This window comes from Rhodococcus sp. LW-XY12, from assembly GCF_019317345.1.
Classification (GTDB): domain Bacteria; phylum Actinomycetota; class Actinomycetes; order Mycobacteriales; family Mycobacteriaceae; genus Rhodococcus; species Rhodococcus pyridinivorans.
On the sequence record NZ_CP079225.1, the window covers coordinates 738,075 to 764,842 of the forward strand.

Here is a 26,768-nt window from a genome sequence, read left to right on the forward strand (position 1 = left end):
ATCGTCCGGGACTACATGCCGGGACGGGTTACCCGCCCGAGTGCATCATGTCGGCGCCCTCGGGCACGCAGGTGTCCTCGGGATCGTCGAGCCAGCCGTCGGGCAGAGCGACGCTGCTCGGGGAGCCCTGACGTCCCCGCGGGCCTTCGGCATCGGCGGGGAAGGGTACGTCGTGGTCGAGTTTGCCCAGCAGGTCGTCGAGTTCGGCGAGCGTCGACACGCGGGCGAGGCCGTTGCGGATCTCCGAACCCGCAGGGAAACCACGCAGATACCAGGCGATGTGCTTGCGCATGTCGCGCAGACCGCGATCCTCGCCGTGGTGATCGGCGAGCAGTTCGGCGTGCCGCCGCATGATCTGCGTCACCTCACCGAGATTCGGCGGGGTGGGGATCGGGCGACCGCCGAGCGCGGCGCTCAGTTCGGCGAACAACCACGGACGTCCGAGGCAACCGCGACCGACGACGACGCCGTCGCAACCGGTCTGCGCCATCATCTTCTCGGCGTCGGAGGCGTCGAAGATGTCGCCGTTGCCGAGCACGGGCACGTCGGTGACGTGCTCCTTCAGCCGCGCGATTTCGTCCCAGTCGGCCGCTCCGGAGTACCGCTGCGCAGCGGTCCGGGCGTGGAGGGCAACGGCCGCGGCACCCTCGGCGGCCGCGATGCGACCGGCGTCGAGATGTGTGTGGTGCTCGTCGTCGATCCCGATGCGGAACTTGACCGTGACCGGGATGTCGGTGCCCTCGGTCGCGCGGACGGCGGCCGCGACGATCTGCCCGAACAACCGGCGCTTGTAAGGGAGGGCCGACCCTCCGCCCTTGCGGGTCACCTTCGGGACCGGGCATCCGAAGTTCATGTCGATGTGGTCGGCGAGGTTCTCGTCGACGATCATCTTCGCCGCCGCGTAGGTCGTGCCGGGATCGACGGTGTAGAGCTGCAGCGACCGCGGCGTCTCGGTGGGGCCGAAGGTCGTCATGTGCATGGTGACCGGGTGCCGCTCGACGAGGGCGCGGGCGGTGACCATCTCGCAGACGTACAGGCCCGACGTGCTGCCGGCCCGTTCGAGTTCGAGTTCGCGGCACAGCGTGCGGAATGCGACATTCGTCACTCCCGCCATCGGCGCCAGCACGACCGGGCTGTTCAGTTCGAGCGGGCCGATACGGAGGGAAGACATGGGTACCTCTGGAAAACGTTGTGTGACAAAGAAATAGCGTGCCCGTCAGTGATGGGCCGCGGAAACGACTGTGCCCGGCACCGAAAACGGCACCGGGCACAGGATAACCTCCGCCGGACTCGGGCGGCTGTGTGCATCCGGACTCGGGCGGCTGTGTGCATCCGGACTCGGGCGGCTGTGTGCATCCGGACTCAGGCGTGCGCGCCCACCTTCTCGCGCTTGGCAGCCTCGCGGGCGAGGGAGCGATCGCGCATCTCCTCGAACCGCCCCGCCTGACGTTCCAGTTCGTCGAGGAAGTTGCCGAGCTTGTCGAGATCCTGCTGCGCCTCGCTGCCGAGATCTCGCTCGAAGATCCTCCACTTGCGCAGCACCGGCATCACGACGTCGTCGAGGTGCTGACGCAGGTCGTAGATGCCGTGCTTGGCCATCAACACACCGTTGCGACGGAAGTTCGGCATGCCGGCACCCGGCATCTGGAAGTTCTCGAGCACCTCGACGATCGCGGCGAGCGTCTGGGCCGGAGCGATGTCGATCGCCGCGTCGCAGATGTTCCGGTAGAAGATCATGTGCAGGTTCTCGTCGGCGGCGATGCGCTGGAGCATCTTGTCGGCGATCGAGTCGTCGCAGGCACGACCGGTGTTGCGGTGCGACACGCGGGTCGCGAGCTCCTGGAAGGTCACGTAGGCGACGGAGTGGAGCATGCCAGTCGAGTTGGGGGACGCGAAGCCGTTCGTCATGTGCTCCATGCGGGCGTTCTCGAGTGCGACGGGATCGACACCGCGCGTGACGACCAGGTAGTCGCGCATGACGATGCCGTGGCGGTTCTCCTCCGCGGTCCACCGGCCGACCCAGGTGCCCCAGGCGCCGTCGCGCGAGAAGCTCTCGGCGATCTCCCGGTGGTAGGAGGGCAGGTTGTCCTCGGTGAGGAGGTTGGTGATCATGGCAGCCTTGGCGACCTCGTCGAGCTTCGACTGCTCGGGTTCCCAGTCGACACCGCCCATCGCGGCGAAGTTCCGGCCCTCGTCCCACGGCACGTAGTCGTGGGGGTGCCAGTCCTTCGCCATCGAGAGATGCCGGTTGAGGTTCGCCTCGGCCACAGGCTCCAGCTCTCGCAGCAGCTCCAGTTGAGTCAGGACTCGCGTCATACTCTTCTACCCCTCACATCGTGTCCGTGTATTCCGCCGGCCTACGGAGGAGGGGAGCCCGGCCGTTCGTCGCCGCGGCACGCGGTGCACCGGTGGCCCCCCACATTCGCCCGGATCACGGTACAGGTCCGAGCGGCTCGAGGACAGTACCGTCCCGCTCGTGCCGTATCACACGGACGAGCGGAACGTGCGGTTCCGGAGGGTTTCAGCGCTTGCCTCCACCGAGAAGTCCCCCGAGGAGACCGCCGAGTCCACCACCCGAACTGCCGCCGAGCACGCTGCCGAGGACGTCGCCGATCCCACCGCCGGAGCCGACCGATCCACCACCGGCGTTCTTCAGCAGACCCCCGAGGAGATCGGCGAGACCTCCGCCCTGCGGAGCGCTCGCGGTGTTCGTTCCCGCACCGCCACCGATCTGCTTGGCGAGATAGGACAGCACGATGGGGGCGATGATCGGCAGGACCTTGGCGATCAGATCGTTCCCACCGGCGCCGTTCACGGAACCGAGGGTCGAGATCACCTGATCCTTCTTGTCGCCGAAGACATTGGAGACGATCCTGTCGCCGTCCTCGGTGTCGATCCCGTCGACGTCGACCTGACCCTCGGCCAGGTTCGACTCGGAGTGCTTGCCCAGCGCGGAGAGCAGCGAGGCCGCCCCGGTCGGATTCTGGGCGTTGGCGTCGAGACCACCGACGAGGGTGGGGAGTGCGGCGCGGACGGCCGTCTCCGCCGTCGCGTTGTCGACATCGAGTCGCTGCGCCACCTGGTCGACGGGAATGCGGGACATCAGATCGTCGAGACTTGCCATCGTTCCTGCCTTGACTCGTGGGTGCCCCGAAGTGGCCACCCGGTGCCGAGAGGGTATCGGGACGAAGCCCGTTGCAGCGGGAGGCGTCAGTCGAGCGAGGCGGCGCTCGTCGGCGAACGGCGCAACGCGATCAGGCAACACAGCAGTGCGACGAGCGTGCCGCTGAGCAGGAGCACCGTCCCGTTCTGATTGGTCAGGGTCGTACTGCGATTGAGTTCGACGTACTCGCCGTGGGTCTGGAACAGACGCGTCCAGAACACCGCGGCCGTCGCGACACCGATCAGCGTCCCGGCCCAGCCGACGGCCACCGAGTCGAACAGTGCGGCAGCGAGGAGCAGGATCGCGGCCACGACCAGCGGTACCGCGAGGGACTCGTACAGCGGTAGACCCGGGACCGCGACACCGGCGAGATCGCCCTCGGGGAAACCGTCGCGCAGCGCCGACAGGGGAATCTCGGTGGGCCGTATTCCGCCGACCACCGGCAACACCGACCCGATTCCCAGAGCGACGGCGGCCAGGAACAGGCCCAGGTCCACGAAACTGCGCATGTTCCTCCCCGGACGATGAACATTCGATTACCCCTGCGGCTCACCGTATACAAAGACGGGCAACCGCACCGGGTGAAATTCGCAGTGCGAAGAGACCTGCCCGAATGCACTGCTCCGAACGCGGTGGTCCGTAGGGTGAGATGCGCACGGCAGGTGCACATGGACCGATCGGCCAGGAAGGTTCGAAATGACGGACATGAATGTCGATGAGACCGGTTCGCGGAAAGGCTTGCCGCCGTGGGCGAAGAAGACCATCGCCGTGGTCGTGGCGCTGATCGTGCTCGTCATCGCCTACTACACCCTGGCGGCGTTCGTTCCTCGCTGGTGGGCGCAGCGGATCGCAAACCTCGCCGAGGGCGGCTTCGCGCGCGGAGTGCTGTGGGGTCTGCTCTTCGGCATCCTGTGCACGGCGATCCCCATCGCGCTGCTCGCGTGGATCTGGCAGGTCCGCAACTGGCGGTACAGCCGCGGGCTGCAGATCACCTTCGGCGTGCTCGCGCTGGTGGTCGCCCTGCCGAACCTCATGACCCTGGCGGTCGTGCTGGGTACGGGGAACGGTGCGCACGCGGGGGAGCGGATCCTCGACGTGGACGCGCCCGGCTTCCGCGGCGCCACGCTGATCGGCGCGATCGTCGGAGCTCTGTTCGCGGTGATCTTCGTCGTCGCGCTCACCCGCTACCGCAAGCGCGGACGTGATCTGAAGCAGGCCCGCACGGATCTCGAGCAGCGCCGGATCGAGCAGGAGCGCCTCGAGGCGCGCCGTGAGGCGGAGAAGGAACTCGGCCGGAACACCGACGACGTCCCGCCCGGCTCCCACCGTCTCTGACGAAGGACCCGGACTCCGACGAAGGACCGTGGGACGTTCCGGAACGACGAACGCCGGCGTCGTGTACGACGCCGGCGTTGCCGGTGCCCCCAGTAGGGCTCGAACCTACGACCTGCGGATTAAAAGTCCGTAGCTCTACCAACTGAGCTATAGGGGCATGGGCGCACAGTGTAACCACACCGCAGTGATCAGACCGCATGGTCCGGTGACCACATCACAGGGTGAGCCACGCTGCGCGATCGATGATATCGGACATCCGGCGGTGCGGACGCCACCCGTGACGAATGGAAAGAGGCTCGGGTGCCCACCCCCTGCTCCGCACCCGAGCCGGACAAAGCGTACCACTCGGTGTGTTCTGTGGAAACCCGGGTGTCGGGGGTGGAGTTTCACATTTCACCCGGTGGAACACGGCCTGGAAGCGGGGTTGTGAGGGGGCAGACTAGAGTTGTCTCGTGGGGGAACACAGGAACGTGGAAGGCCGAATTTCCCCATGCCTCGTCAACAGGAGCGTGCGCGTCGTACGCGGGCTGCGATCGTCCGATCGGCAGCCACCGAATTCGCGCGGCGAGGTTTCGCCGCAGCATCGATCAACGCCATCCTCGAGCAGTCGAACGCCACCAAGGGTGCGATGTACTTTCACTTCGCGTCCAAGGAGGATCTGGCCCGGGCGGTGCTCGACGAAGGACTCGAGCACTACCGTGCCATCGTCGGCAGGTGGATGGACGTCCCCGATCTCGACCCCTTCGAGCGGCTGCACGGTCTCGTCGGTGATCTCGGTGCGGCTCTGCACGACGACGTGGTCATCGCCGCGGAGTTCCGTCTGGTCACCGAACCCGAGTTCGCGGAGGAGGTCAGGCTGCGCGGCAGCGTCCTGTGGGGGCGGGCCGGCTACCAGCTGGCGCGCGAAGCGCAGGAGAAGGGCCTGTTCCGGCCCGATGTCGACCTCCAGCGTTTCGTCGAGGCCATCGCGTCGTCACTCGCCGGTCAACGCTATCTCGCCGACCTCACGTCGCCGGAGACCGACGTCCGCGCCCGTTTCGAGGCCTGCGTGGAGGTGCCGCTCGAGGCGATGGCATCGGAGCAGTGGCTCGCGCAGTGGCGGGAGAAGGGCTGGCCGAGCAGGCCCAACAACGACGAATCAGCCACTTGACCTGCTGATTTGTGATTCGCGAATGCCGTGGCATAAGCTGTCCAAGCTCCCAACGGAACGCCAAACCCGTTGAGGGTGCGGTTCGGAGAAATCCGATCGGGCCCCCTTCGTCTAGCGGCCTAGGACGCCGCCCTTTCAAGGCGGTAGCGCGGGTTCGAATCCCGTAGGGGGTACGCTTCGACCTCGTCGAAGTGTGCAGTATCTTGGTGTGAGAAGTGAATATATATGGCCCTGTGGCGCAGTTGGTTAGCGCGCCGCCCTGTCACGGCGGAGGTCGCGGGTTCGAGTCCCGTCAGGGTCGCTCCAGAGTTTCGATCGGCATTCGGTTCGGGTGCCGTCCGGCCAGGTAGCTCAGTTGGTACGAGCGTCCGCCTGAAAAGCGGAAGGTCGCCGGTTCGATCCCGGCCCTGGCCACCACGGTTGTCCGGCGAACAACCATCAATTTCATATCTTCGACCCACCGGTTGCGGTGGGTCGAGCTGTGGGAACTCCGGTTCCTCATGGCCCTGTGGCGCAGTTGGTTAGCGCGCCGCCCTGTCACGGCGGAGGTCGCGGGTTCGAGTCCCGTCAGGGTCGCTCCAGGCGAAGCCCCGGCATCACATCGATACCGGGGCTTCGTCGTCGTCACCTGTTCGCGGTCCGGTGTCTGCGTCGTGGTCCCACTCGTACCGCCGATCCGCACCGGGTGCGGTCCGGCTCGCTATCGTGAGGACACAAAACATGTTCTAGTGTGTGCCCTACACAACTAGTGGACATCTGTCCGAGTGACCTGGCCCTCCGAGCGAACCCCGAGGTGGAATGTGCGCGTAGCTCTGTTGTCGTACCGGAGCAAGCCGCATTGTGGGGGTCAGGGGGTCTACGTCCGCCATCTCAGTCGCGAACTCGTCGCCCAGGGGCACACCGTCGAGGTGTTCTCCGGGCAGCCGTACCCCGAGCTCGACCCCGGCGTGACGCTCACGAAGGTGCCCAGTCTCGATCTCTACCGCGACGACGATCCGTTCCGCACCCCGAAGCTGGGTGAATACCGCGACTGGATCGACGTCCTCGAGGTCGCCACCATGTGGACCGCCGGTTTCCCCGAACCACGCACCTTCGGTCTGCGCGCCGCACGACTGCTGCGCGACCGCCTCGGCGACTTCGACGTCGTGCACGACAACCAGTCGCTCGCGTCCGGCTTGCTGCGCATCGCCGAGGACCTTCCTCTCGTCGCGACGATCCACCATCCGATCACCCGCGACCGCGAACTCGATCTCGCCTCCGCGACCACCCTCAGCCGTAAGGTCACGCTCCGGCGCTGGTACGGATTCCTGCGCATGCAGGAGAAGGTGGCCCAGCAGATTCCCACGCTGCTCACGGTGTCGGAGAACTCGGCCGACGACATCCGCACCGCCTTCGGGATCGAATCCGAACGCATCCACACGATCCCACTCGGCGTGAACACGGAGGTGTTCGCGCCGCGGAAGGACGAGCGAGTTCCCGGTCGGATCGTCTGCGTCGCGAGCGCCGACGCCCCGCTCAAGGGTGTTCCCACCCTGCTCGAGGCGGTCGCGAAGCTGCGCACCGAACGCGAGATCGAACTGGTCCTCGTCTCGAAGCTCGCCCCGGGCGGCGCCACCGAGAAGCTCATCGACGAACTCGCGATCGGCGACGTCGTGCGCACCGTCTCCGGGATCGACGACACCGAACTCGCCGACCTGCTCGCCTCCGCCGAGATCGCGGCGGTGCCGTCGCTGTACGAGGGATTCTCGCTGCCGGCCATCGAGGCGATGTCGTGCGGAACACCGCTCGTCGCGAGCCGCGCCGGGGCCATCCCCGAGGTCGTCGGGGACGCCGGTCGGCTGGTGCCTCCGGGCGACGCCGAACAGCTTGCAGCAGGGCTCGCGGGCCTGTTCGACGACCCGGCCGAGCGTCGGCGTCTCGGCACGAAGGGCCGCGAGCGTGTGCTCGAACGCTACAGCTGGGCGGCCGTGGCCGCGCAGACCGCCGCGATCTACGACAAGGCGATCGCCGCGCATCGAGAGGGGAAGAACGGATGCTGACCGTCGACTTCGACCGCCTGGGCGTCGTACCGGGGATACGCGCTCTCGACATCGGGGCCGGCGCGGGGCGCCACTCCTTCGAGCTGTACCGCCGCGGCGCGGATGTCGTCGCCTTCGACCAGAACGCCGACGACATGAAGGCCGTCGCCGACATGTTCGTCGCGATGGAACTCGAAGGCGAGGTCCCCGAGGGTGCGCTGGCCCGGGCCGAGGTCGGCGACGCGCTCGCGCTGCCGTACGACGACGCGACCTTCGATCTCGTGCTCATCTCCGAGGTGCTCGAGCACGTGCCGGAGGACGAGCGGGCCATCGCCGAACTCGTCCGGGTCCTCAAACCCGGTGGTGTCGCGGCCGTGACCGTGCCGCGCTGGCTGCCGGAAAAGATCTGCTGGGCCCTGTCGGACGCCTACCACGAGGTGGAGGGCGGGCACATCCGCATCTACAAGGCCGACGAACTCGCCGCGAAACTCGCCTCAGCCGGTCTGACGGTCTCGGGCACCGACCACGCCCACGCACTGCACGCACCGTACTGGTGGCTCAAGTGCGCCGTCGGCGTCGACAACGACGACAATCCGCTGACGAAGGCGTACCACCGGCTGCTGGTCTGGGATCTTATGAAGGCCCCGTGGATCACTCGCACGGCCGAGAAGATCCTCGATCCCGTCATCGGGAAGAGTGTCGTGTTCTACCTCGAGAAGCCGGGAAACGCCGGTGCGGCGCGGTGAATCCGCGCGCGTGACGGTGCCGTCGGTGCCGGGTGTGCTGTCGCCGGAACAGAGCCTGGCGACGGGCCGGGCCATCGCGCGGATGCAGGAGCCCTCGGGCGCCGTCCCGTGGTTCCCCGGTGGGCACATCGACCCGTGGGATCACATCGAATCCGCGATGGCGTTGACCGTCATCGGTTTACGCGAAGAGGCGGACGCCGCCTTCGAGTGGTCGCGGCGGACGCAGCGCGCCGACGGGTCGTGGCCCATCCAGTTCCGGGGCGACATCGTCGAGAACCACGACACCGACAGCAATTTCACGGCCTACATCGCCGTTGGCGTATGGCACCACCATCTCGTGACGGGTGATCGCGGGTTCGTCGAGCACATGTGGCCGACGGTGCGGGCAGCGCTCGACCTCGTGGTCGACATGCAGTTGCCGGGCGGCCAGATCTCCTGGGCGCGAGGCGACGGCGGGATGTTCGACGAAGCGCTGCTCACAGGCTGTTCGAGTATCCACCAGAGCCTGTGGTGCGGTCTGCGGATCGCCGATCTGATCGGTGAGGCGCAACCCGAATGGGAGGTCGCGCTGATCCGTCTCGGCCACGCTCTGCGTCGGCATCCCGAGGCGTTCACGCCCAAGCCCGAGTACTCGATGGACTGGTACTACCCGATCCTCGGGGGAGCGGTGCGCGGCACCGATGCGCACGAACGGATCCGCGAACGCTGGTCGGATTTCGTCGTCGACGGTCTCGGGATCCGGTGCGTCGACCATCGTCCGTGGGTCACCGGAGCCGAGACGTGCGAACTGGTCCTGGCGCTCGACGCACTCGGACACGCCGGGCGTGCCCGCGAATTGTTCGCGGCCATGCAGCATCTGCGCGACCCGGACGGTTCGTACTGGACCGGTCTGGTCTACGCCGACGGCAAGCGCTGGCCGGTGGAGGTCAGTTCCTGGACCAGCGCAGCGGTGATCCTCGCCGCCGACGCGCTCTCGCGCACGACGGGAGGAAACGCGATCTTCCGGGATGCGGCGGCACCCGCCGACCAGGTGGGCGCCGACCGCTGCACCGAGCGTTGCCCGGTGCTCGTCCGGTAGTTCAGCTGCCGGGCCGTGATCCGACCGTGCCGGCGGTGCGTTGGAGAACCCGCAGCGAGGACGTCACCGACTTCTCGAGGAACTCCCCGCTCTCCAGTGCGAGACAGTAGATCTCGTACGGAGGCCGGCCGCCGTCCTTCGGGTCGGGGAAGACGTCGTGGATGATCAGGGCGCCGCCGATGCGCACCCATCTCGCCCAGCCGTCGTAGTCCGCCCGGGCCGCCTCGCTGCTGTGTCCGCCGTCGATGAACACGAACGAGGCGGGGGTGCGCCAGAACGACGCCACCACAGGAGAATTGCCGACCACCGCGACGACATGCGATTCGAGGTCGCCGTCGGCGAGAGTGTGCCGCAGTGCGCCGACCGTGTCGAGGCGGCCGGTGTGCGGGTCGACCAGCGACGGATCGTGGTAATCCCAGCCGGGCTGATGCTCCTCCGAACCGTGGTGGTGGTCGACGGTGACGATGGTGCCGCCGGTCGCCTTGGCCGCAGCGCCGAGATACACGGTCGAGCGGCCGCAGTAGGTGCCGATCTCGACGCCGACGCCGTCACCGAGATACTGCACCGCAGCCTCGTGCAGTGCGGTTCCCTCGTCCTGGGGCATGAAACCCGGTGTCACCTCAGCGAGTTCGATCGCCTCACGGGGCAGGGTGGTGCGGGACATCGGATGGATCTCCGTTCTTCTCGCGTGATGCGGTGTATCCCGAGCACCCTACCGACCGGTCGCGGCGTCCGATGCTCTCGGACACGACGGTGAGACTGTCGAGATCGCGGATCGCAGTGCACGACCGCTCGACCATCACCGCGAACGTGCGGTCGCCGCGCTCGGTCCTCGTGGCGATCCGGCCCGTTCCGATCCGCTCGACCTGCACGTGCGTACCGTGCCACTGAGCACGGCCGAGAGTCGTTCGGGAGTCAGGTCGTCCACCGACAACTACAGATCGGTCATCGTGCGCTCCGGCCGGGGTTTGCGGGTAGAGGTGCGAAACGCTCGGGGTCGCGGGTCGTCCGCCACGCGGTGGCGACCGGGGCGAGCTCGGTGGGCTTGGCGCCGTTTCGGTGGGCGCCGCGTCGATCGGTCCGGAATGAGCACGGACCTGCGCGTCGTCCCTGAAACGGTGCAGTACCTGAGGATCCCAGCTGTTCGCACGCACGAGCACGTCACCACAGCCCTGCAGGTAGGTCGCGAGCCGTCCGGTCAGCTTCCGCGAACGAAAGATCCTCGGGCGTCGACTCGTCGACGGTCGCGAGGACCGACCAGATGCGATCTGTCGACCGGGCTACGACGGGACACGCCGTGCCGCCGCCACCGGACTCGTTGTACGGGGGACTGACGGAGATCACCGCGAATCTCCCACCTCGGCGAGCCAATGCGCGGTGATCGCTGTTTCATAGGCCATGACCACGGCTGTGGTCAGTGGATGTTCGGTATCCCGCGGTCGGCACAACGATTGGGGTCTCGGTTCAAGAACCGATTCCATCCGTTCCACAGTTCGTCGATGAGCTCGAGGAGCCGTTCACGAGAAGGCGTGAACTGGGTACTGGTTGTCATGGGCGGTGATCCTAGGAATGTGAACCGTCAGGTTCTGTGGGAGGAGGTTCTGCCCTGACCGGATGTGGCAAGACGATTTGCCGGCTGATTCGATCAGTGTCAATATTGATGGGTGTCGATTCAAACTGATAGTGGTGACCTCTGCTGCGCACCACTGGTACGGGAACCTCTGACGGAGGACTGGGCCGCAGACCTGGCCCGGATGTTCAAGGCGATCGGAGACCCGGTACGCCTACGGCTGCTCAGCCTGATCGCCAGCCATGAGGGCGGCGAAAGCTGTGTCTGCGACATCAGCCCGGCCTTCGACCTGTCCCAGCCGACCATCTCGCATCACCTCAAGGTGCTGCGCGAGGCCGGCCTGCTCGACTGCGAACGCCGTGGCACCTGGGTGTACTACCGGGTGATCCCGTCAGCCCTGGCGCAGTTGTCGGCCGTGCTCTCCGCCGAGGTAGGGGTGTTGCCGGGTTCGGGCTGTGCCCCGGCCAGCGATGCCGTGGAGTCGGCCCGATGACCGCGACGAACACCGAACACCCGGCTGTCGTCGGGAAGATGTCAACCCTCGACCGGTATCTGGCCGTGTGGATCGGCGCCGCCATCGTGGTGGGTCTGTTGCTCGGCCGCCTGATCCCCGGACTGGGTGAAGCGTTGAGTTTCATCGAGATCGACGGCATCTCCCTGCCGATCGCCCTCGGTCTGCTGATCATGATGTACCCGGTGCTGGCGAAGGTGCGCTACGACCGCCTCGACACCGTCACCGGCGACCGCAAACTGCTGGTCTCGTCGCTGATCCTCAACTGGATCCTCGGACCCGCACTGATGTTCGCACTCGCCTGGCTGATGCTGCCGGATCTGCCCGAGTACCGCACCGGCCTGATCATCGTCGGTCTCGCCCGGTGCATCGCCATGGTCATCATCTGGAACGACCTCGCCTGCGGCGACCGGGAAGCCGCGGCGGTGCTGGTGGCGATCAACTCGGTGTTCCAGGTGATCATGTTCGCCGTGCTCGGCTGGTTCTACCTGTCGGTGCTCCCCGGCTGGCTCGGCCTCGAACAGGCCGCCCTGGACGTATCGCCATGGCAGATCGCCAAATCGGTGCTGATCTTCCTCGGCATTCCCCTGGTCGCAGGGTTCCTCACCCGACACTTCGGCGAGAAGGCCAAGGGCCGCACCTGGTACGAGGACACCTTCCTGCCGAAGATCGGACCGTGGGCCCTGTACGGGTTGCTGTTCACCATCGTGATCCTGTTCGCCTTGCAGGGCGAGCAGATCACCTCCCGCCCGCTGGACGTGGTGAGGATCGCGCTGCCGCTGCTGGCGTACTTCGCGATCATGTGGGTCGGCGGATACCTGTTCGGCGCCGCGATCGGCCTCGGCTACGAACGCACCACCACCCTCGCGTTCACCGCGGCGGGTAACAACTTCGAGCTCGCCATCGCCGTGGCGATCGGCACCTTCGGCGTGACCTCCGGGCAGGCCCTGGCCGGGGTGGTCGGACCGCTCATCGAGGTTCCCGTCCTGGTCGCCCTGGTCTACGTCTCCCTCGCCCTACGGAAGCGCTTCACCCGTCACGAGTCGGCGCAGGTGCCGGCGCCACGAAAGGTCTGATCCGTGAGCACACCGAGTGTGTTGTTCGTCTGTGTCCACAACGCCGGCCGCTCGCAGATGGCCGCCGGGTTCCTCACCGCTCTGGCCGGGGACCGGATCGAGGTGCGTTCGGCCGGCAGCGCCCCGGCCGAGCAGGTGAACCCGGCCGCGTTCGCGGCGATGGCCGAGGTCGGCATCGATATCTCGACCGAGAACCCGAAGATCCTCACCACCGAGGCGGTGCAGGCATCGGATGTGGTGATCACGATGGGCTGCGGGGACACCTGCCCGGTCTTTCCCGGCAAGTCCTACCGCGACTGGGTGGTCGACGACCCGGCTGGGCAGGGCCTCGAGGCGGTGCGTCCGATCCGCGATGAGATCCGCGCCAAGGTCGAAGCCCTCATCGCCGAGCTGACCGCCCCGCCCACCCCGCGCTGACGCGAGGCTCTCCGATGACGACGAACGTCGATGTCGTGGTGATCGGCGGTGGGCAGGCGGGTCTGGCTGCCGGCTACTATCTGCGCCGGGCGGGGCACCGCTTCGTGATCCTCGACGACCAGGAACGGCCGGGTGGGGCGTGGCCGCACATGTGGTCCTCGCTGCATCTGTTCTCCCCGGCGGAATTCGCGTCCCTGCCCGGGTGGCCGATGCCCCGCTGGCCGGACGGATTCCCGCCGGCACGGCATGTCGTCGACTATCTCACCGCCTACGAAACCCGTTACGGCCTGCCGATCGAGCGGCCGGTGCGGGTGCAGGCGGTACGCCGCGACGGCCCTGATCTGCTGGTTGACACCGACCGCGGGCAGTGGCGGGCGCGGCGGGTGATCAGCGCCACCGGTACCTGGCAGCGACCGTTTCTGCCGAGCTATCCGGGCATAAATGTGTTCACCGGGCGGCAGTTGCACACCGTCGACTACCGTAGCGCGGCCGAGTTCACCGGCTCGGACGTCGTAGTGGTCGGGGGTGGCAACTCCGCGGCTCAACTCGTCGCCGAGATCTCCACCACCGCGAGAACCATCTGGGTCACCAACCGGCCCCCGCGGTTCCTGCCGGATGGCGTCGACGGCCGGGCCTTGTTCGAGCTCGCCTCCCGCCGTGCAGTGGCCCTGGCTGCCGGACGGACTGATCCCGGCGGCATCGCCGCCCTGGGGGACATCGTGATGGTCCCGGAGGTGCTTGCCGCCCGTGAGCGCGGCGTCTTGACCGCGCTGCCGATGTTCGATCGGCTCACCGTCGACGGCATCGCCTGGGGTGAGCGTCACCAGCGGGCTGATGTCGTGGTGTGGGCGACGGGATTTCGGCCCGCCCTCGCACACCTGCGCCCGTTGCGGCTGCGCGATCACACCGGCACGGTGCCGGTCGCCGGCACCCGCGCACTCAAGGAACCGCGCCTGCACCTGCTCGGCTACGGCGACTGGACCGGACCCGGTTCGGCCACCCTCCTCGGCGTCGGCCGCACCGCCAAGGCCGCTGTCGCCGACCTCGACCTCGACCTCGACACCCGACCTGCGTGAAAGGACCTCGACCGTGAGCACACCCTCGGTGCTGTTCGTCTGTGTGAAGAACGGCGGAAAATCCCAGATGGCCGCCGGCCTGATGCGGGCCGCCGCCGGCGACACCGTCGCGGTGCACTCCGCCGGTACGAAGCCCGGCACCAGTATCAATGCCCTGGCGGCCGAAGTGCTCCTCGAAGTCGGTGTCGACATCGCGGGCGAGACTCCGACACTGGTCGACCCCCAGCTGGTTCGGGACGTCGATCTCGTGGTCACCCTCGGCCGCGAAGCCCGTCTCGATCCGGTGCCCGGGACACAGTTCGAGAACTGGGACACCGACGAGCCGTCCGAGCGCGGCATCGACGGCATCGAACGGATGCGGCTGGTCCGCGACGACATCGCCGCTCGTGTCACCGACCTCGCCGACCGGCTCCGTCGCTGAAGACACCGATGTCGGCCATCCGAATCCGGTGGCCGACATCGAGGGGTGTTGTTCAGCAGCAGGACGGTGCGGCTGGCGCCTCCTGCTTGTCCTCGGTCGGGGCGGCGGCGGTGCCGCAGCACACGCCGCCCTCGGTGGCGGCCGAATCGTCGAGGTGCTGTGGGCTCGAGCCGAAGGTCTCCGAATCGGCGAGGACGGTGTAGACCTCCCACTTCTCCCCGGCCGGCCCGGTGACCCACACCTTGTCCTGGGTAGCGAAGCAGCAGGTGGTGCCGATCTCCTCATCGGTGAACAGCCCTTCGCCGGTCAGGCGGGCAATCTCGGCATGGACCTTCTCGCTCGATTCCACCTCCACGCCCAGGTGGTTGATGGTGCCGCCCTTGCCGGGGTTCTCCAGCAGCACGAGCTTGAGCGGCGGCTCGGCGATCGCGAAGTTCGCGTAGCCCGGCTTGACCTTGGCCGGTTCGGTGCCGAACAGCTTCGAGTAGAAGGCGACCGCTTCTTGCAGGTCGTCGACGTTGAGGGCGAGTTGTGCGCGGGACATGACATCCTCCACTTGTGTGACATATGTCGAAACTCTGGACGGGTACAGGATGCGCCACCTTTTCGACATATGTCAAGTAAGTGGATAAGCTCGAACCATGCCGAAAGCTCTGCCTGTGATCGACGTCAGCGCCCCGATCTGCTGCGAACCGGTTTCGGCCGCGCCGATGAGCGACAACGCAGCTCTCGAACTCGCCCTGCGGCTGAAGGCGCTGGCGGACCCGGTCCGCATCAAGCTCATGTCGATCCTGCTCACCGCCGACGACGGCGAAGTGTGCACCTGCGATCTCGCCACCGGCGTCGACCTGACCGAATCCACCGTCAGTCACCACCTCGGGCAACTGCGCAAGGCCGGCATGGTCGTATCCGAACGCCGCGGGATGAACGTCTTCTACCGCCCTCGCGCCGAGTCTCTCGAAGCCCTGCGGATGGTGCTGGACCCGAACTGTTGTCGCTGATCCCGACGTGGTGTCGATTACCTGCCATATGGCCCGGAAGGACGTACATCGAGCAGAAAATCGGGGGTTGGGCGCGCAGCGGCCTTGGTTGGGTCGCTGGTCCGGTGAAGACTGTGTGCAGGACGACGGCGTCGGCCACGCGTCCCGCCAGGTCGAGCGTGCGCTCGCCGAGCGCGACCATGAGGATCGGGATGCGGTCGACGTCCTCGGCGGTGCGTCGCAGATACGGGAAGTCGCCGGCTGGGCCGTGCCGGTCGACGACCGCGTCACCGCGCCACAGCGTCCGGAGCAGATCGACGGTGTCCTTGAGCCGCGCCGACGTCACGCGAGGCAGCCCCATGAGATCGAACAGCACGTCGAAGCCGCGGCCGAGCCCGAGGGCGTAGCGGCCGCGGCTCAACCGGTGCAGGGTGGTCGCCATCGTCGCCGTGACGAGGGGATGGCGGGTGTGCGGATTGGTCGCCGCGGTGCCGATCCCGAGCGTGCGGCTCGTCGCGGCTGCCGCACCGGCGAGCGCTGCCGCGTCCTTGGTGTCGAACCGTTCCGACAGGAAGACCGAGCCGAGACCGATGCGTTCGGCGACGGCGATCTCGTCGAGCAGTGCCCTCGGGTCGTCGGTGTGCCCGGCGAGGCCGTAGAACCCGAGTTCCGGACAGTCCGGCTCCGGTGCGGACCCGCCGGGGATGCTCACGAGCGGGCCGCCGCCTTCCGTCGCTGCAGCACGCTGCCCACTGCGTTGTCGAGCTTCGAGCCCAGCGGCCAGCCCACGTAGTGGCACAGGAACAGGGCGATCTCACGGAGCTGCTGCTCGTCGAGTTCGTCGTTCTTCAGCGCCGCCTCGATCTGGATCTCGGCGATGTCGGGGGCCCCCTGCGCGGTGAGTGCCCCGAGCAACAGCAGTCGCCGATCGCGAATGGTCAGTCCGGGCCGGGTCCAGATGTTCGCGAACAGGTGGTCGGCGGTGACGGCGAAGTGCTCGCCGGGACCGTCCTGCATCTCCCAGCCGTAGACCTTGGACATCATCTCCAGGCCGCGGCGGCGGGTCTCGTCGGTCATGCGTGCTCCTTCCGGGAACGGGTCCGTGCGATCTCTCCCGTGCCGACTCCGAGCCCGGGGCCGAGTTCGGACAGCGCCCGGGCGCCGAGCGGCAGGTCGACTCCGAGGCGATCGCCGAGGTCCAGTGCCAGCGCGAGATCCTTCTCGCCCAGGGCGCGCACGCGCGAGAAGATCGGGAACCAGGAGTCGTCCTCCGCGAGGGGAGATGTGGTGTCGCGCCACATGATCGAACCGGCGCCGCCGGTGATCGCGTCGGTGTGCCGGACGACCTTGCCGAGCTCGGTGATGTCGATGCCCGCGGTCTCGGCGAGTCGCTGTGCCTCCGTCGCCGCGGTGAACGCGATGAAGTGGAGCAGGTTGCGGGCGAGCTTCATCCGGGTTCCCGCCCCGACGGGACCCGCGTGCACGACCAGCGACGCGAAGGTGCCGAACGGTTCTTCGATCTTGGCGAAGCCGTCGTCGGTCGCGCCGACCATCACGGCGAGAGTGCCGTTCTTCGCACCGCCGGCGCCACCACTGACGGGTGCGTCGACGAAGTCGACTCCCTTCTCGGCGCACTTCGCGGCGAGGTCGACGGCGGTGGTGTCGGAGATCGTCGAGTGCACCGCGACGACCGTGCCGGGCCGGGCCGTCGCGAGCAGTCCGTCCGGACCGGTCACGACGTCGCGGACCTGGGCGTCGTCGAGGACGGTCACGCACACGAGATCGCAGCCGGCGGCCAACTCCGCCGGGCTCGACGCCGCGGCGGCACCCTTGTCGGTGAACGGGCTCATCGCTTCGGGCACCACGTCGAGCACGGTGAGGCCGCCGGGTCGGGTGAGCAGCCGCTCGGCCATCGGTGCCCCCATGTTGCCCAGCCCGATGTAACCGACCCGGCCGATCGCGGAGCCGGTCACGAGCGGATCACCTGCCCGCCGTCGACGTTGAAGATCTGCCCCGTGACCCAGGCGGCCTCGTCGGAGAGCAGGAACAGGCACATGCCGACGAGATCGTCGGGAGTGCCCATGCGCTTGAGCGGCAACTGCTTCACCATATCGGCGACCATGTTCGCGGGGGTGGTGGTGCGGGTCGCCTCGGTGTCGATGGGGCCGGGGGCGATCGCGTTGATGCGGATGTTCGACCCGCCGAGCTCGACGGCGAGTTGCTGTGTGAGACCGTTGATCCCGACCTTCGCGAGCCCGTAGAAACCCGAGTACAGCCAGGCCGCCGTCGACGACTGGTTGACGATCGACCCGCCGTTCTTCGTCATGTGCGGCCACACCGCGCGGGTGACGTTGAGGGCGCCGTCGAGGTTCACGCTCATGAACTTCTTGTAGTAGTCCCACGGAACCGTCAGCAGCAGATCGAGTTTCATGCCGCCGTAGATGGCGGCATTGTTGACCACGTGGTCGATGCCGCCGTAGATCTCGACGGTCGACGCGGCGAGCGCCTCGGCGGAGGCGGGGTCGGAGACATCGACCGAGGTGAAACTCGCGACGCCCCCGTCGGCGACGATCTGTTTGGCGACCTGCTCGCCGAGTTCGGCGTTGAGGTCGGCGACCACTACGTTCGCGCCCTCGGCGGCGAGCGCACGCGCGTACGCCTCGCCGATCCCCTGGGCGGCGCCGGTGACGATCGCGGTGCGACCGGTGAAACGTGCCATCGGAAAAGTCCTTTCGGAAGTTCGGGTCAGCTCGCGGGTTCGGCGACGAGCTTGGTCTCCAGGTACTCCTCGAAACCGGCCACACCCATCTCGCGGCCGATCCCGGACTGCTTGTAACCCCCGAACGGGGCGTCGGCGGCGTACCAGATGCCGCCGTTGACGCCCAGCGTGCCGGTCCGTACACCTGCGACGACCCGCGCGATGCGGTCCGGATCGGTGCCGTACACCGAACCCGAGAGGCCGTAGGGGGAGTCGTTGGCGATGCGGATCGCGTCGTCGTCGCCGTCGTGAGGGATGATCACGAGCACCGGGCCGAAGATCTCCTCCTGCGCTGTACGCGCGGAGTTGTCGAGGCCGGCGATGAGGGTGGGTTCGACGAAGAATCCCCGCTCGTGTTCGGCGGGACGTCCGCCGCCGGTGACGATCGTGCCGCCTTCCTCGACGGCGAGGCGGATGTAGCCCTCCACCCGCTGTCGCTGCTTCTCGGAGATGAGCGGCCCGCACACCGTGCCGGGATCGCGCGGGTCGCCGGGCCGGATGCCGCTCATGGACTTCGCGGTCAGGGCCACCGCTTCGTCGTACCGTTCGCGGGGAACGAGCAGACGCGTGGTGATCGCGCAGCCCTGGCCGGCATGCGTGCACACGGTGAAGGCCGCCATCGAGCAGGCGCCGCGCAGGTCGGCGTCGTCGAGGACGATGAACGCCGACTTGCCGCCGAGTTCGAGGAAGACCTTCTTGAGGTTCTCTGAGGCCGCGCGCATCACGGCCCGGCCGGTCGCGGTGGAACCGGTGAACGAGATCAGGTCGACGCGCGGATCCTCGCTCAGCTGTGCGCCGAGCCTGTGGTCGCTCGAGGTGACGATGTTCAGCACTCCCGGCGGGATGTCGGTCTCCTCGGCCGCGATCCGCCCGACCAGGGCCGCACACCACGGGGTGTCTGGGGCGGGCTTGAGCACCACGGTGTTCCCGGCGGCGAGAGCGGGCCCGAGCTTGGCGAAGTTGATCTGGTGCGGGAAGTTCCACGGCGTGATCGCGCCGACGACCCCGACCGCCTCCTTGAGCAGATAGCGGTGGGTGGGGATACCCATGGGGGAGGCGTTGCCGAGATCCTGCGTCCACGCGTAACTTTCGGCGAGGTCGGCGAAGTAGAGCAGATCGTCGATGGGGCCTTCGAGATGCGCGGCGCTCGTGAGGAATCGGGGAGCGCCGACCTCGGCGATGGTGATCTCCCGCAGTTCCTCGATGTGCTCGCGCAGAGCGTCGCGCAACTGACGGAGGCAGCGGGCCCGGAAGGCGTGGTCGCGTGACCAGTCGGTGTCGTCGAAGGCGCGACGCGCGGCCGCGATCGCGGCGTCCATGTCGGTGGCGGTGCCCTTGGCCGCGTGGCCGAGCAGTTCTTCGGTGCTCGGATCGGTGATCGCGAAGGTGCCTCCGCTGCCGGGTACGAGCTTGCCGTCGATCAGAAGGGTGGAGCTGTCGGTAGGGCGAAGTGTCATCAGACGTTCCCTCGGTTCTGGACAGGTGTCTGGACTATAGTTCGGCGACGCGATCGAATGCAACGGTTCGTCCGAAACGGACGAAACCGGTGTCGTGTGCGAGGAATTCGACGAATCTCGCACACAACACCGGTCTCGACGAGGGTCCGGTGGTCTCCGGTCAGAACACGCGCAGTCCGAGGTGTCGCCGCGTGCGCAGATCGAGCAGATATGCCTTCCACAGCAACGGCCACGCCCACGGCGTGACGCGGTGCAGGCGCCGGACCGCCACGAGATAGCGGTCGAAACGCCGCTGGTCGTCGGCGGTCCACGGGTAGTGCATGAGGTTGCGGAACTCCGGCGGCAGCGCACCGCGCGTGATCAGTTCGAACGACCTGCCGAGCACCCGGTGGATCCCGCGGCCCAGTCGTCCGAGACGCACCTCGAGGAACGCGAGATTGCAGAGTTCGGTGAGGTACTCGCGCACCTGCTCGTTCATGGAGATGTCGGTGACGCCGGCCTTCCACAGTTCCTCGTACTCCTCGCGGGTCGTGGGCCACGACTCCGGTCGGACGTTCAGTGTCGTCGCGAGGGTTGCGCCGTCGCGAAGGATGCGGGCGTACTGCTCCTCGGTGAGCGGGCCGTACAGGAATTCGTGCTGGTCGATGAAGTACTCGAGCAGGCAGACCGCTACCCACAACTGCAGGGCGGGGGAGTTGGCGCTGTAGCGGACCTCCGCGCCGGGTGACGACGTGACCCGCGCGTGGATCTTCCGCACCGACTCGCGGACGAAATCGCGGTCGGCGTCGTTACCGAACACCGCGACCGCCAGATAGGTGCCGGTCGTGCGGGCCCGCTTGACCGGATGGAGATCGGCGCGGCCGGTATCGACCGTGCTGTCGACGACGCCCTGGCCGACGCCGGGATGGGCGAGCTGCATGATGACGTTGGCGGCGTTGATCGTGCCACCGAGCGGTGAGACGAGATCGCCGAGAGTGTCGATCGTCCGCATGACCCCTCCATCTGAAGACGGACGTGTTCAGTTGATGCGTGCCACTCTAGCGTGTCTTCGTGGGGTCGAGGGAGGCGCCGGCCAGAACTCCGCGCACGACCGCTTCGTAGATGCGGTCGAGATCGAGCTCGTCGCCCAGGAAGCCGCTGCTCTGGAGAACCGCGAAACCGTGCAGGGCGGCGAACATGCCGACCGCGGCCTCGAGCGTCTCCTCCTCCGGAACGCCGCAGGATGCGAGCATCGTTCGCAGAGCGACGTTGGCGTCCAGTGCGGCGGCGAGCAGACCGTCGCGATCGACCGGTGCAGTGGTCAATGCTTCGTAGCGGCGGGGATGTTCGACGGCCCAGATGTGGTGGGCGTCGATCAGCGCGCGCAACCCGTCGACGCTGCTGCGGCCCATCGCGACCTCCCGCAGATGCGCTCCGAGATCGCTCATCGCGCGGATCTGCACGGTCGCCCGCACATCGTCGAGATTGCGGACGTGGTTGTACAGCGAGGCCGTGACGATTCCCAAGCGCGACGAGAGGGTGCTCATCGTGAGCTGTTCCCATCCCAGCTCGTCGACGATCCCGAGCGCGGCTGCGACGACCTTGTCGCGGGTCAGTGTCCGCCGACGCACGGGTCGGGAGTTGTCGTCTGCCATGAAAGCAGTCTAAGGGGCTTCCATTCCAAACGAATGTGAGTAGTTTGTAAACGAATGCCATTCGTACAATCCCACGAGAGCGGCTTCATGACGACTTCACCTACAGATCTCAAGAACCCCGACGTCTTCGCCCAGGGGGTCCCGCACGACTACTTCTCCGAACTCCGGCGCACCTGTCCGGTCCACCGCCAACCCGAGGAGGGCGGCGCGGGCTTCTGGGCCGTCACCCGGCACGCCGACGTCATCGCGGTCTCCCGCGACAGCACGACTTTCTCCTCGGCCCTCGGGACCACCCAGATCGACGATTTCGACGAGGAGACACGCCTGAAACAGGCGTCCATGCTGCTCAACCTCGATCCGCCGGAGCACACCCGCCTTCGGCAACTCGTGAGCCGTGGCTTCACCCCGCGCATGGTGAAGACGCTCGAGGAGCGCATCCGGCGGACGTGCGAACGCACCGTCGACGCCGCGATCGAGGCCGCACGCGACGGCACGGTGATCGACTTCGTCCCGGCGATCTCGGCACCACTGCCGCTGGAGGTGATCGCAGCGCTGCTCGGCGCACCGGCCGAGGACGTCGGCAAGCTCTATGACTGGTCGAACCGCATGATCGGCTGGGACGACCCCGAATACGGCACCACCCAGGAGGACGGCGAGCTCGCCGCCGCCGAGATCTTCCTGTACGCCAACGAGATCGCCGCGCAACGACGCATCGAACCGCGCGACGACATCGTCTCGAAGCTGGTGTGTCCCGACGAGAACGGCGACACGCTCTCCGAGATGGAGTTCGACATGTTCTTCGTCCTGCTCGTCATCGCGGGCAACGAGACGACGCGCAACGCGATCTCGGGCGGGATGCAGGCCTTCGTCGATCATCCCGAACAATGGCGCCGGCTGCAGGACGATCCCGGTCTGATCGACAGCGCCGTGGAGGAGATCCTGCGCTGGGTCACGCCCGTGGTCGGCTTCCGCCGCACGCCCACCTGTCCGGCCGCGATCGGCGACCAGCAGGTCGAACGGGGCGACAAGGTGATCGTCTACTACCCGAGCGCGAACCGCGACGAGGAGGTATTCGACGACGCGCACGTCTTCGACATCGGGCGCGAGCACAATCCGCACGTCGCCTTCGGTGGGACGGGTGTGCACTTCTGCCTCGGGGCACATCTGGCGCGACTCGAACTGCGGATCATGTTCGAGACCCTCGCCGCCCGGATCGACCGGGTCGAGCCGGCGGGTGAACCGCGGCGGTTGCGATCGAATTTCATCAACGGCATCAAGTCCATGCCCGTCCGTATCCACCCCCGAGAGCGCTGAATTCGCCGAATGAACGCGCTGCGGGCATTGCCGACCCCCTCCAACCGTAGTAATGTCCAGACACGTGTCCAGAAACGTGAATCTCGAATCGACCCGTCGCCGCCTGACCGAGAAGCAGGCCGACACGGTTGCGAGGCTCACGCAGGCCGCGGTCGAGGTGCTCCGCGAGGAGGGATTCACGGGGTTGACGGTGCGTATGGTCGCCGCCCGCGCCGGTGTCGCCCCGGCCACCGCCTACACCTACTTCTCGTCGAAGGAACACCTCGTCGCCGAGGTGTTCTGGCGTCGCTTGGCCAACGCTCCCACGGCCGACGCCGAGAGCACGAGCCGTGCCGATCGGGTGGTCGCGGTGCTGCGGGGAATCGCGCTGTTGCTGGCCGACGAACCGGAACTCGCCGCCGCCGTCACCAGTGCACTGCTCGGTCACGACCCCGATGTCGAACACCTGCGTGCGCGCATCGGACTCGACATCCGTCACCGGATCTCGGCAGCGCTCGGCGCCGACTCCGATCCCGACGAACTCGAAGCACTCGAACTGCTCTACGCCGGCGCGCTGGTCCGGGCCGGCATGGGCTACGGCACCTACGAGAAACTCGCCGACAGGCTGGAGACATCCGCCCGACTTCTATTGGAGTGAGCCATGATCCAGGCATCCCCGGGCTCCGCGTCGCACGCAGGGCCCGCTTCGCCCGATCCACCGACGCTCGGCCCCGTGATCTTCAACCCGTACGACTACGCCTTCCACGAAGATCCGTATCCCACCTACCGCCGCCTCCGTGAAGAGGCGCCGGTCTACCACAACCCCGACCTCGAGTTCTGGGCCCTGTCCCGTCACGCCGACGTCGTCGCGGCCTTCCGCGACAACACGCGGCTCTCGAGTGCGAACGGTGTCTCGCTCGATCCGTCCGCCTACGGGCCCAACGCCCACAAGGTGATGTCCTTCCTCGCGATGGACGACCCGCGCCACATGCGCATGCGCCGGCTCGTCTCCAAGGGATTCACTCCGCGGCGCGTCGCCGACCTCGAGGAACGCATCCTCGAACTGACCATGCGCTATCTCGAACCCGCTGCAGAAGCAGGGGAATTCGACTGGATCTCGGAGTTCGCAGGCAAGCTGCCCATGGACGTGATCTCCGAACTCATGGGCGTGCCCGAATCCGACCGCAGCGAGATCCGCCGTCTGGCCGACCTCGTCGTCCACCGCGAGGAGGGCGTGCTCGACGTGCCGGTCGCCGCGATGGAGGCATCGCTGCACCTCGTCGGCTACTACGCCGACATGCTCGCCGAACGCCGGAAGAAGGAGACCTCCGACCTCACGTCGGCGTTGCTGGCAGCCGAGATCGACGGCGACCGGCTCACCGACGACGAGATCATCGGGTTCATGTTCCTCATGGTGGTCGCGGGCAACGAGACCACCACGAAACTCCTCGGTAACGCCCTCTACTGGGGCGCGCACAACAAATCCGAGGTGGCGCAGGTCCTCCGCGATCCGGCTCGCGCACCGCAGTGGGTGGAGGAGACCCTCCGCTACGACACCTCGAGCCAGATCGTCGCCCGCACCGCCGTCGCCGATATCGAACTGCACGACGCCACCATCCGGTCCGGCGACAAGGTGCTGCTGCTCATCGGATCCGCCAACCGCGATTCCGACGTATTCGACACCGCCGACGACTTCCGCATCGGACGCGACAGCTCCCAGAAGATCGCCAGTTTCGGTGGGGGAGTGCATTTCTGCCTCGGTGCACATCTGGCCCGCCTCGAGGCGAACATCGCGCTCGAACAGTTCGCCCGGCGCGTCGCCGACTACGAGATCGACGAGGACCGCTGCGAACGTGTCCATTCCACCAATGTCCGAGGCTTCGCGGCCCTTCCTGTAGAGGTCACCGAACGACATGCCTAGATTCGAACCCCATCCCGAACGCCGTCCCGCGCTGGTCGCCGGAGCCTCCTCCGGAATCGGTACCGCCACCGCCTACGCGCTCGCCGAGGCCGGGCACCCCGTCGCGCTCGGGGCGCGCCGCGTGGAGGAGTGCGCGGCGATCGCGGAGAAGATCCGCGGTGAGGGCGGCGAGGCCTTCGCCCACTTCCTCGACGTGTCGTCCACCGAATCCGTCGACGAGTTCGTCACCGCAGCGGAAGAGGCTCTCGGCGCCGCGGAGATCGTCGTCTCGGGAGCGGGCGACATGGATTTCGCGCTGCCTCACGAGATGGACCCCGACCGGTTCGCCTTCCAGGTCAACGTGCACCTGATGGGCACCCAACGCCTGGCCCATCGCGTGCTCCCCGGCATGATCGAACGCAAGCGCGGCGACTTCGTCGTGATCGGATCCGACTGTGCCGTGCTTCCCCGGCCCTGGATGGGTGCCTACAACGCCGCCAAGACCGGCCTCGAAGCGCTCGTCCGCGAGATGCGGATGGAACTCGAGGGTACGGGTGTCCGCGCGTCGGTCGTGCGCCCCGGACCGACGCAGACCGGTGCCGGCATGACCGCGCCGGCGGAGGTGCTCGAACCGATGCTCGAAGACTGGGGCACATGGGGTTTCGCCCGACACCCCTACTTCCTTCGCGCATCCGACATCGCCGCGGCCGCGCTCTCGGTCGTCTCGGCCCCCCGCGGCGCCCACATCGTGCTCATCGAGGTTCAACCCGAAGCACCCCTGCGGAAGGACAATCCATGACCACACTCGTCGAGCCCCGGCGTGTGTCCGGCGGCGAACACGAACACGGCCACCTCGAGGAACTGCGCACCGATCCCATTGCGCTCATGCGCCGGGTGCGCGAGGAGTGCGGCGACGTCGGGGTCTTCCAGCTCGCCGACAAGAAGGTCGTACTCCTCTCCGGTGCGGAGGCCAACGAGTTCTTCTTCCGTGCCGCGGACGAGGATCTCGATCAGCAGGCCGCCTATCCGTTCATGAAGCCGGTCTTCGGTGAGGGTGTCGTCTTCGACGCCAGCCCCGAACGCCGCAAGGAGATGCTGCACAATTCGGCGCTGCGCGGCGAACAGATGCGCGGTCACGCGGCGACCATCGACCGCGAAGTGCAGGACATGGTCGCCCGGTGGGGCGACGAAGGCGAGATCGACCTGCTCGAATTCTTCGCCGAGCTGACCATCTACACGTCGTCGGCCTGCCTGATCGGCAAGAAGTTCCGCGACCAGCTCGACGGACGGTTCGCCCACCTCTACCACGACCTCGAGAAGGGCACCGACGCACTGGCATTCGTCGATCCCTACGCGCCGATCGAGAGTTTCCGGCGACGCGACGAGGCCCGCCGCGGGCTTGTGGAGCTCGTGCAGGAGATCATGGACGGACGCATCGCGAACCCGCCGCAGGGCAAGGAGGACCGCGACATGCTCGACGTCCTCGTCTCGATCAAGGACGAGGACGGCAAGGAGCGGTTCAGCGCCGACGAGATCACCGGCATCTTCATCTCGATGATGTTCGCCGGCCACCACACCACCTCCGGCACGGCGGCCTGGGCGCTCATCGAACTGCTGCGCAACCCCGAGTACATGCAGCAGGTCACGGCAGAACTCGACGTCCTGTACTCCGACGGCGAGAGCGTGAGCTTCCATGCACTGCGGCAGATCCCGGTACTCGAGGCGGTGCTCAAGGAGACGCTGCGCCTGCACCCGCCGCTGATCCTGCTTCTTCGGGTCGCGCGCGACGACTTCGAGGTCGCCGGATACCGGATCTCGGAGGGCGATCTCGTGGGTGCGACACCGGCGATCTCCAACCGGATCCCGGAGGACTTCCCGGATCCCGACGCCTTCGATCCCGGCCGCTACATCGACCCGAACCAGGAGGACATCGTCAACCGGTGGACCTGGATCCCGTTCGGGGCGGGCCGGCACCGCTGTGTGGGAGCGGCGTTCGCGCTCATGCAGCTGAAGGCGATATTCTCGGTTCTGCTGCGCGACTTCGAGTTCGAACTGTCCCAGCCGCCCGAGACCTACCGCAACGATCACTCGAAGATGGTGGTCCAGCTCGAACAGCCGTGTGCTGTGCGGTACCGGCGTCGCACCCGCGCGGCGTCCGGCACCGGCACGGCAACGCAGGAGTGAG

General features: G+C 67.3%; 29 protein-coding genes, 5 tRNA genes and 1 pseudogene. 20 read left to right on the forward strand and 15 right to left on the reverse strand.

Annotation, left to right across the window (positions count from 1 at the left end):
- Positions 1-28: 28 nt before the first annotated feature.
- The 4 genes from dusB to KXC42_RS03495 all read right to left on the reverse strand — a co-directional run bounded on the left by dusB (position 29) and on the right by KXC42_RS03495 (position 3,672).
- Positions 29-1,171 carry a tRNA dihydrouridine synthase DusB gene (gene dusB, locus KXC42_RS03480; RefSeq protein ID WP_024103024.1) on the reverse strand — a complete coding sequence of 381 codons (1,143 nt, stop codon included), beginning with the start codon at positions 1,169-1,171 and terminating at the stop codon, positions 29-31.
- A gap of 191 nt (positions 1,172-1,362) precedes the next feature.
- Positions 1,363-2,316 carry an acyl-ACP desaturase gene (locus KXC42_RS03485; protein WP_024103025.1) on the reverse strand — a complete coding sequence of 318 codons (954 nt, stop codon included), beginning with the start codon at positions 2,314-2,316 and terminating at the stop codon, positions 1,363-1,365.
- Positions 2,317-2,521: 205 nt separating this feature from the next.
- Positions 2,522-3,124: a DUF937 domain-containing protein gene (locus KXC42_RS03490; RefSeq protein ID WP_219129929.1), complete on the reverse strand. Its 603-nt coding sequence runs from the start codon at positions 3,122-3,124 to the stop codon at positions 2,522-2,524.
- A gap of 86 nt (positions 3,125-3,210) precedes the next feature.
- Positions 3,211-3,672 carry a hypothetical protein gene (locus tag KXC42_RS03495; RefSeq protein ID WP_006551784.1) on the reverse strand — a complete coding sequence of 154 codons (462 nt, stop codon included), beginning with the start codon at positions 3,670-3,672 and terminating at the stop codon, positions 3,211-3,213.
- A 187-nt stretch (positions 3,673-3,859) separates the two neighbouring features.
- Between KXC42_RS03495 and KXC42_RS03500 the strand changes: the two genes are divergently transcribed.
- On the forward strand, positions 3,860-4,498 hold the full coding sequence (locus KXC42_RS03500; protein ID WP_024103026.1) for a hypothetical protein: 639 nt from the start codon (positions 3,860-3,862) through the stop codon (positions 4,496-4,498).
- Positions 4,499-4,582: 84 nt separating this feature from the next.
- Here KXC42_RS03500 and KXC42_RS03505 read toward each other — a convergent pair.
- Positions 4,583-4,655: transfer RNA gene (locus KXC42_RS03505), tRNA-Lys, on the reverse strand.
- A gap of 333 nt (positions 4,656-4,988) precedes the next feature.
- Between KXC42_RS03505 and KXC42_RS03510 the strand changes: the two genes are divergently transcribed.
- The 8 genes from KXC42_RS03510 (at position 4,989) to KXC42_RS03545 (ending at position 9,490) form a co-directional block, all read left to right on the forward strand.
- Positions 4,989-5,648, forward strand: coding sequence for a TetR/AcrR family transcriptional regulator (locus KXC42_RS03510; protein ID WP_006551782.1), 660 nt, complete (start codon positions 4,989-4,991; stop codon positions 5,646-5,648).
- 100 nt (positions 5,649-5,748) lie between these two features.
- A tRNA-Glu gene (locus tag KXC42_RS03515) sits at positions 5,749-5,821 on the forward strand.
- 54 nt (positions 5,822-5,875) lie between these two features.
- Positions 5,876-5,949 (forward strand) — tRNA-Asp (locus KXC42_RS03520).
- 39 nt (positions 5,950-5,988) lie between these two features.
- A tRNA-Phe gene (locus KXC42_RS03525) sits at positions 5,989-6,065 on the forward strand.
- An 85-nt stretch (positions 6,066-6,150) separates the two neighbouring features.
- A tRNA-Asp gene (locus KXC42_RS03530) sits at positions 6,151-6,224 on the forward strand.
- Between the two features lie 224 nt (positions 6,225-6,448).
- A complete protein-coding gene (locus KXC42_RS03535) occupies positions 6,449-7,687 on the forward strand; it encodes a glycosyltransferase family 4 protein (RefSeq protein ID WP_024103027.1) in 1,239 nt (412 codons plus the stop codon).
- Positions 7,681-8,412 (forward strand): class I SAM-dependent methyltransferase, encoded by a 732-nt coding sequence (locus tag KXC42_RS03540; protein WP_024103028.1) that lies wholly within the window; start codon positions 7,681-7,683, stop codon positions 8,410-8,412. The genes KXC42_RS03535 and KXC42_RS03540 overlap by 7 nt, the downstream gene beginning before the upstream one ends.
- The gene (locus tag KXC42_RS03545) at positions 8,399-9,490 is read left to right on the forward strand and encodes a prenyltransferase (protein ID WP_041803549.1); all 1,092 of its coding nucleotides are present in this window, start codon (positions 8,399-8,401) and stop codon (positions 9,488-9,490) included. The genes KXC42_RS03540 and KXC42_RS03545 overlap by 14 nt, the downstream gene beginning before the upstream one ends.
- Position 9,491: 1 nt before the next feature.
- On the opposite strand, the gene KXC42_RS03550 is transcribed toward KXC42_RS03545, so the two are convergent.
- Both KXC42_RS03550 and KXC42_RS03555 read right to left on the reverse strand, forming a co-directional pair.
- A complete protein-coding gene (locus KXC42_RS03550; RefSeq protein WP_219129930.1) occupies positions 9,492-10,154 on the reverse strand; it encodes a class I SAM-dependent methyltransferase in 663 nt (220 codons plus the stop codon).
- The gene (locus KXC42_RS03555) at positions 10,129-10,362 is read right to left on the reverse strand and encodes a hypothetical protein (protein WP_219129931.1); all 234 of its coding nucleotides are present in this window, start codon (positions 10,360-10,362) and stop codon (positions 10,129-10,131) included. The genes KXC42_RS03550 and KXC42_RS03555 overlap by 26 nt, the downstream gene beginning before the upstream one ends.
- A gap of 792 nt (positions 10,363-11,154) precedes the next feature.
- Here KXC42_RS03555 and KXC42_RS03560 point away from each other — a divergent pair.
- Genes KXC42_RS03560 through KXC42_RS03580 form a run of 5 tightly spaced genes read left to right on the forward strand, consistent with a single transcriptional unit; the run spans position 11,155 to position 14,561 of the window.
- Complete coding sequence (locus tag KXC42_RS03560; protein ID WP_033096821.1) at positions 11,155-11,553, forward strand: helix-turn-helix transcriptional regulator; 399 nt, start codon at positions 11,155-11,157, stop codon at positions 11,551-11,553.
- On the forward strand, positions 11,550-12,647 hold the full coding sequence (gene arsB / locus KXC42_RS03565) for an ACR3 family arsenite efflux transporter (protein WP_019290010.1): 1,098 nt from the start codon (positions 11,550-11,552) through the stop codon (positions 12,645-12,647). Before KXC42_RS03560 ends, arsB begins: the two co-directional genes overlap by 4 nt.
- A gap of 3 nt (positions 12,648-12,650) precedes the next feature.
- The gene (locus tag KXC42_RS03570; RefSeq protein ID WP_200359439.1) at positions 12,651-13,064 is read left to right on the forward strand and encodes an arsenate reductase ArsC; all 414 of its coding nucleotides are present in this window, start codon (positions 12,651-12,653) and stop codon (positions 13,062-13,064) included.
- 14 nt (positions 13,065-13,078) lie between these two features.
- Entirely contained in the window at positions 13,079-14,140 is a 1,062-nt protein-coding gene (locus KXC42_RS03575) for an ArsO family NAD(P)H-dependent flavin-containing monooxygenase (RefSeq protein WP_006551771.1), read from the forward strand.
- A 13-nt stretch (positions 14,141-14,153) separates the two neighbouring features.
- Positions 14,154-14,561, forward strand: a complete 408-nt coding sequence (locus KXC42_RS03580) for a low molecular weight phosphatase family protein (protein WP_217580170.1) — start codon at positions 14,154-14,156, stop codon at positions 14,559-14,561.
- A gap of 52 nt (positions 14,562-14,613) precedes the next feature.
- Here the strand turns inward: KXC42_RS03580 and KXC42_RS03585 are convergent, their stop codons facing one another.
- Positions 14,614-15,105: an ArsI/CadI family heavy metal resistance metalloenzyme gene (locus tag KXC42_RS03585; protein WP_033096961.1), complete on the reverse strand. Its 492-nt coding sequence runs from the start codon at positions 15,103-15,105 to the stop codon at positions 14,614-14,616.
- Positions 15,106-15,202: 97 nt separating this feature from the next.
- Between KXC42_RS03585 and KXC42_RS03590 the strand changes: the two genes are divergently transcribed.
- Complete coding sequence (locus KXC42_RS03590) at positions 15,203-15,562, forward strand: Rv2640c family ArsR-like transcriptional regulator (RefSeq protein ID WP_006551768.1); 360 nt, start codon at positions 15,203-15,205, stop codon at positions 15,560-15,562.
- 118 nt (positions 15,563-15,680) lie between these two features.
- Here the strand turns inward: KXC42_RS03590 and KXC42_RS03595 are convergent.
- From KXC42_RS03595 to KXC42_RS03625, 7 genes and pseudogenes are all read right to left on the reverse strand, one after another.
- Positions 15,681-16,340: pseudogene (locus tag KXC42_RS03595) on the reverse strand (LLM class flavin-dependent oxidoreductase); the annotation flags it as partial.
- Positions 16,250-16,618: a carboxymuconolactone decarboxylase family protein gene (locus KXC42_RS03600; RefSeq protein WP_016693004.1), complete on the reverse strand. Its 369-nt coding sequence runs from the start codon at positions 16,616-16,618 to the stop codon at positions 16,250-16,252. The gene KXC42_RS03600 and the pseudogene KXC42_RS03595, both read right to left, overlap by 91 nt.
- Complete coding sequence (locus KXC42_RS03605) at positions 16,615-17,514, reverse strand: NAD(P)-dependent oxidoreductase (protein ID WP_219129932.1); 900 nt, start codon at positions 17,512-17,514, stop codon at positions 16,615-16,617. The genes KXC42_RS03600 and KXC42_RS03605 overlap by 4 nt, the downstream gene beginning before the upstream one ends.
- Positions 17,511-18,260 carry an SDR family oxidoreductase gene (locus KXC42_RS03610; protein WP_219129933.1) on the reverse strand — a complete coding sequence of 250 codons (750 nt, stop codon included), beginning with the start codon at positions 18,258-18,260 and terminating at the stop codon, positions 17,511-17,513. Before KXC42_RS03610 ends, KXC42_RS03605 begins: the two co-directional genes overlap by 4 nt.
- Positions 18,261-18,286: 26 nt before the next feature.
- The gene (locus tag KXC42_RS03615; protein ID WP_219129934.1) at positions 18,287-19,756 is read right to left on the reverse strand and encodes an aldehyde dehydrogenase; all 1,470 of its coding nucleotides are present in this window, start codon (positions 19,754-19,756) and stop codon (positions 18,287-18,289) included.
- A gap of 160 nt (positions 19,757-19,916) precedes the next feature.
- Positions 19,917-20,747 (reverse strand): oxygenase MpaB family protein, encoded by an 831-nt coding sequence (locus KXC42_RS03620; RefSeq protein WP_219129935.1) that lies wholly within the window; start codon positions 20,745-20,747, stop codon positions 19,917-19,919.
- 46 nt (positions 20,748-20,793) lie between these two features.
- Positions 20,794-21,390: a TetR/AcrR family transcriptional regulator gene (locus tag KXC42_RS03625; protein WP_219129936.1), complete on the reverse strand. Its 597-nt coding sequence runs from the start codon at positions 21,388-21,390 to the stop codon at positions 20,794-20,796.
- A gap of 87 nt (positions 21,391-21,477) precedes the next feature.
- On the opposite strand from KXC42_RS03625, the gene KXC42_RS03630 reads away from it, so the two are divergent.
- The 5 genes from KXC42_RS03630 to KXC42_RS03650 all read left to right on the forward strand — a co-directional run bounded on the left by KXC42_RS03630 (position 21,478) and on the right by KXC42_RS03650 (position 26,767).
- Entirely contained in the window at positions 21,478-22,704 is a 1,227-nt protein-coding gene (locus tag KXC42_RS03630) for a cytochrome P450 (RefSeq protein WP_219129937.1), read from the forward strand.
- A 76-nt stretch (positions 22,705-22,780) separates the two neighbouring features.
- Positions 22,781-23,341, forward strand: coding sequence for a TetR/AcrR family transcriptional regulator (locus KXC42_RS03635; protein ID WP_016693012.1), 561 nt, complete (start codon positions 22,781-22,783; stop codon positions 23,339-23,341).
- Between the two features lie 75 nt (positions 23,342-23,416).
- A complete protein-coding gene (locus tag KXC42_RS03640; protein ID WP_219129938.1) occupies positions 23,417-24,604 on the forward strand; it encodes a cytochrome P450 in 1,188 nt (395 codons plus the stop codon).
- Positions 24,597-25,382, forward strand: a complete 786-nt coding sequence (locus KXC42_RS03645; protein WP_006551757.1) for an SDR family oxidoreductase — start codon at positions 24,597-24,599, stop codon at positions 25,380-25,382. The genes KXC42_RS03640 and KXC42_RS03645 overlap by 8 nt, the downstream gene beginning before the upstream one ends.
- Positions 25,379-26,767: a cytochrome P450 gene (locus tag KXC42_RS03650; RefSeq protein ID WP_219129939.1), complete on the forward strand. Its 1,389-nt coding sequence runs from the start codon at positions 25,379-25,381 to the stop codon at positions 26,765-26,767. The genes KXC42_RS03645 and KXC42_RS03650 overlap by 4 nt, the downstream gene beginning before the upstream one ends.
- Position 26,768: the final 1 nt, after the last annotated feature.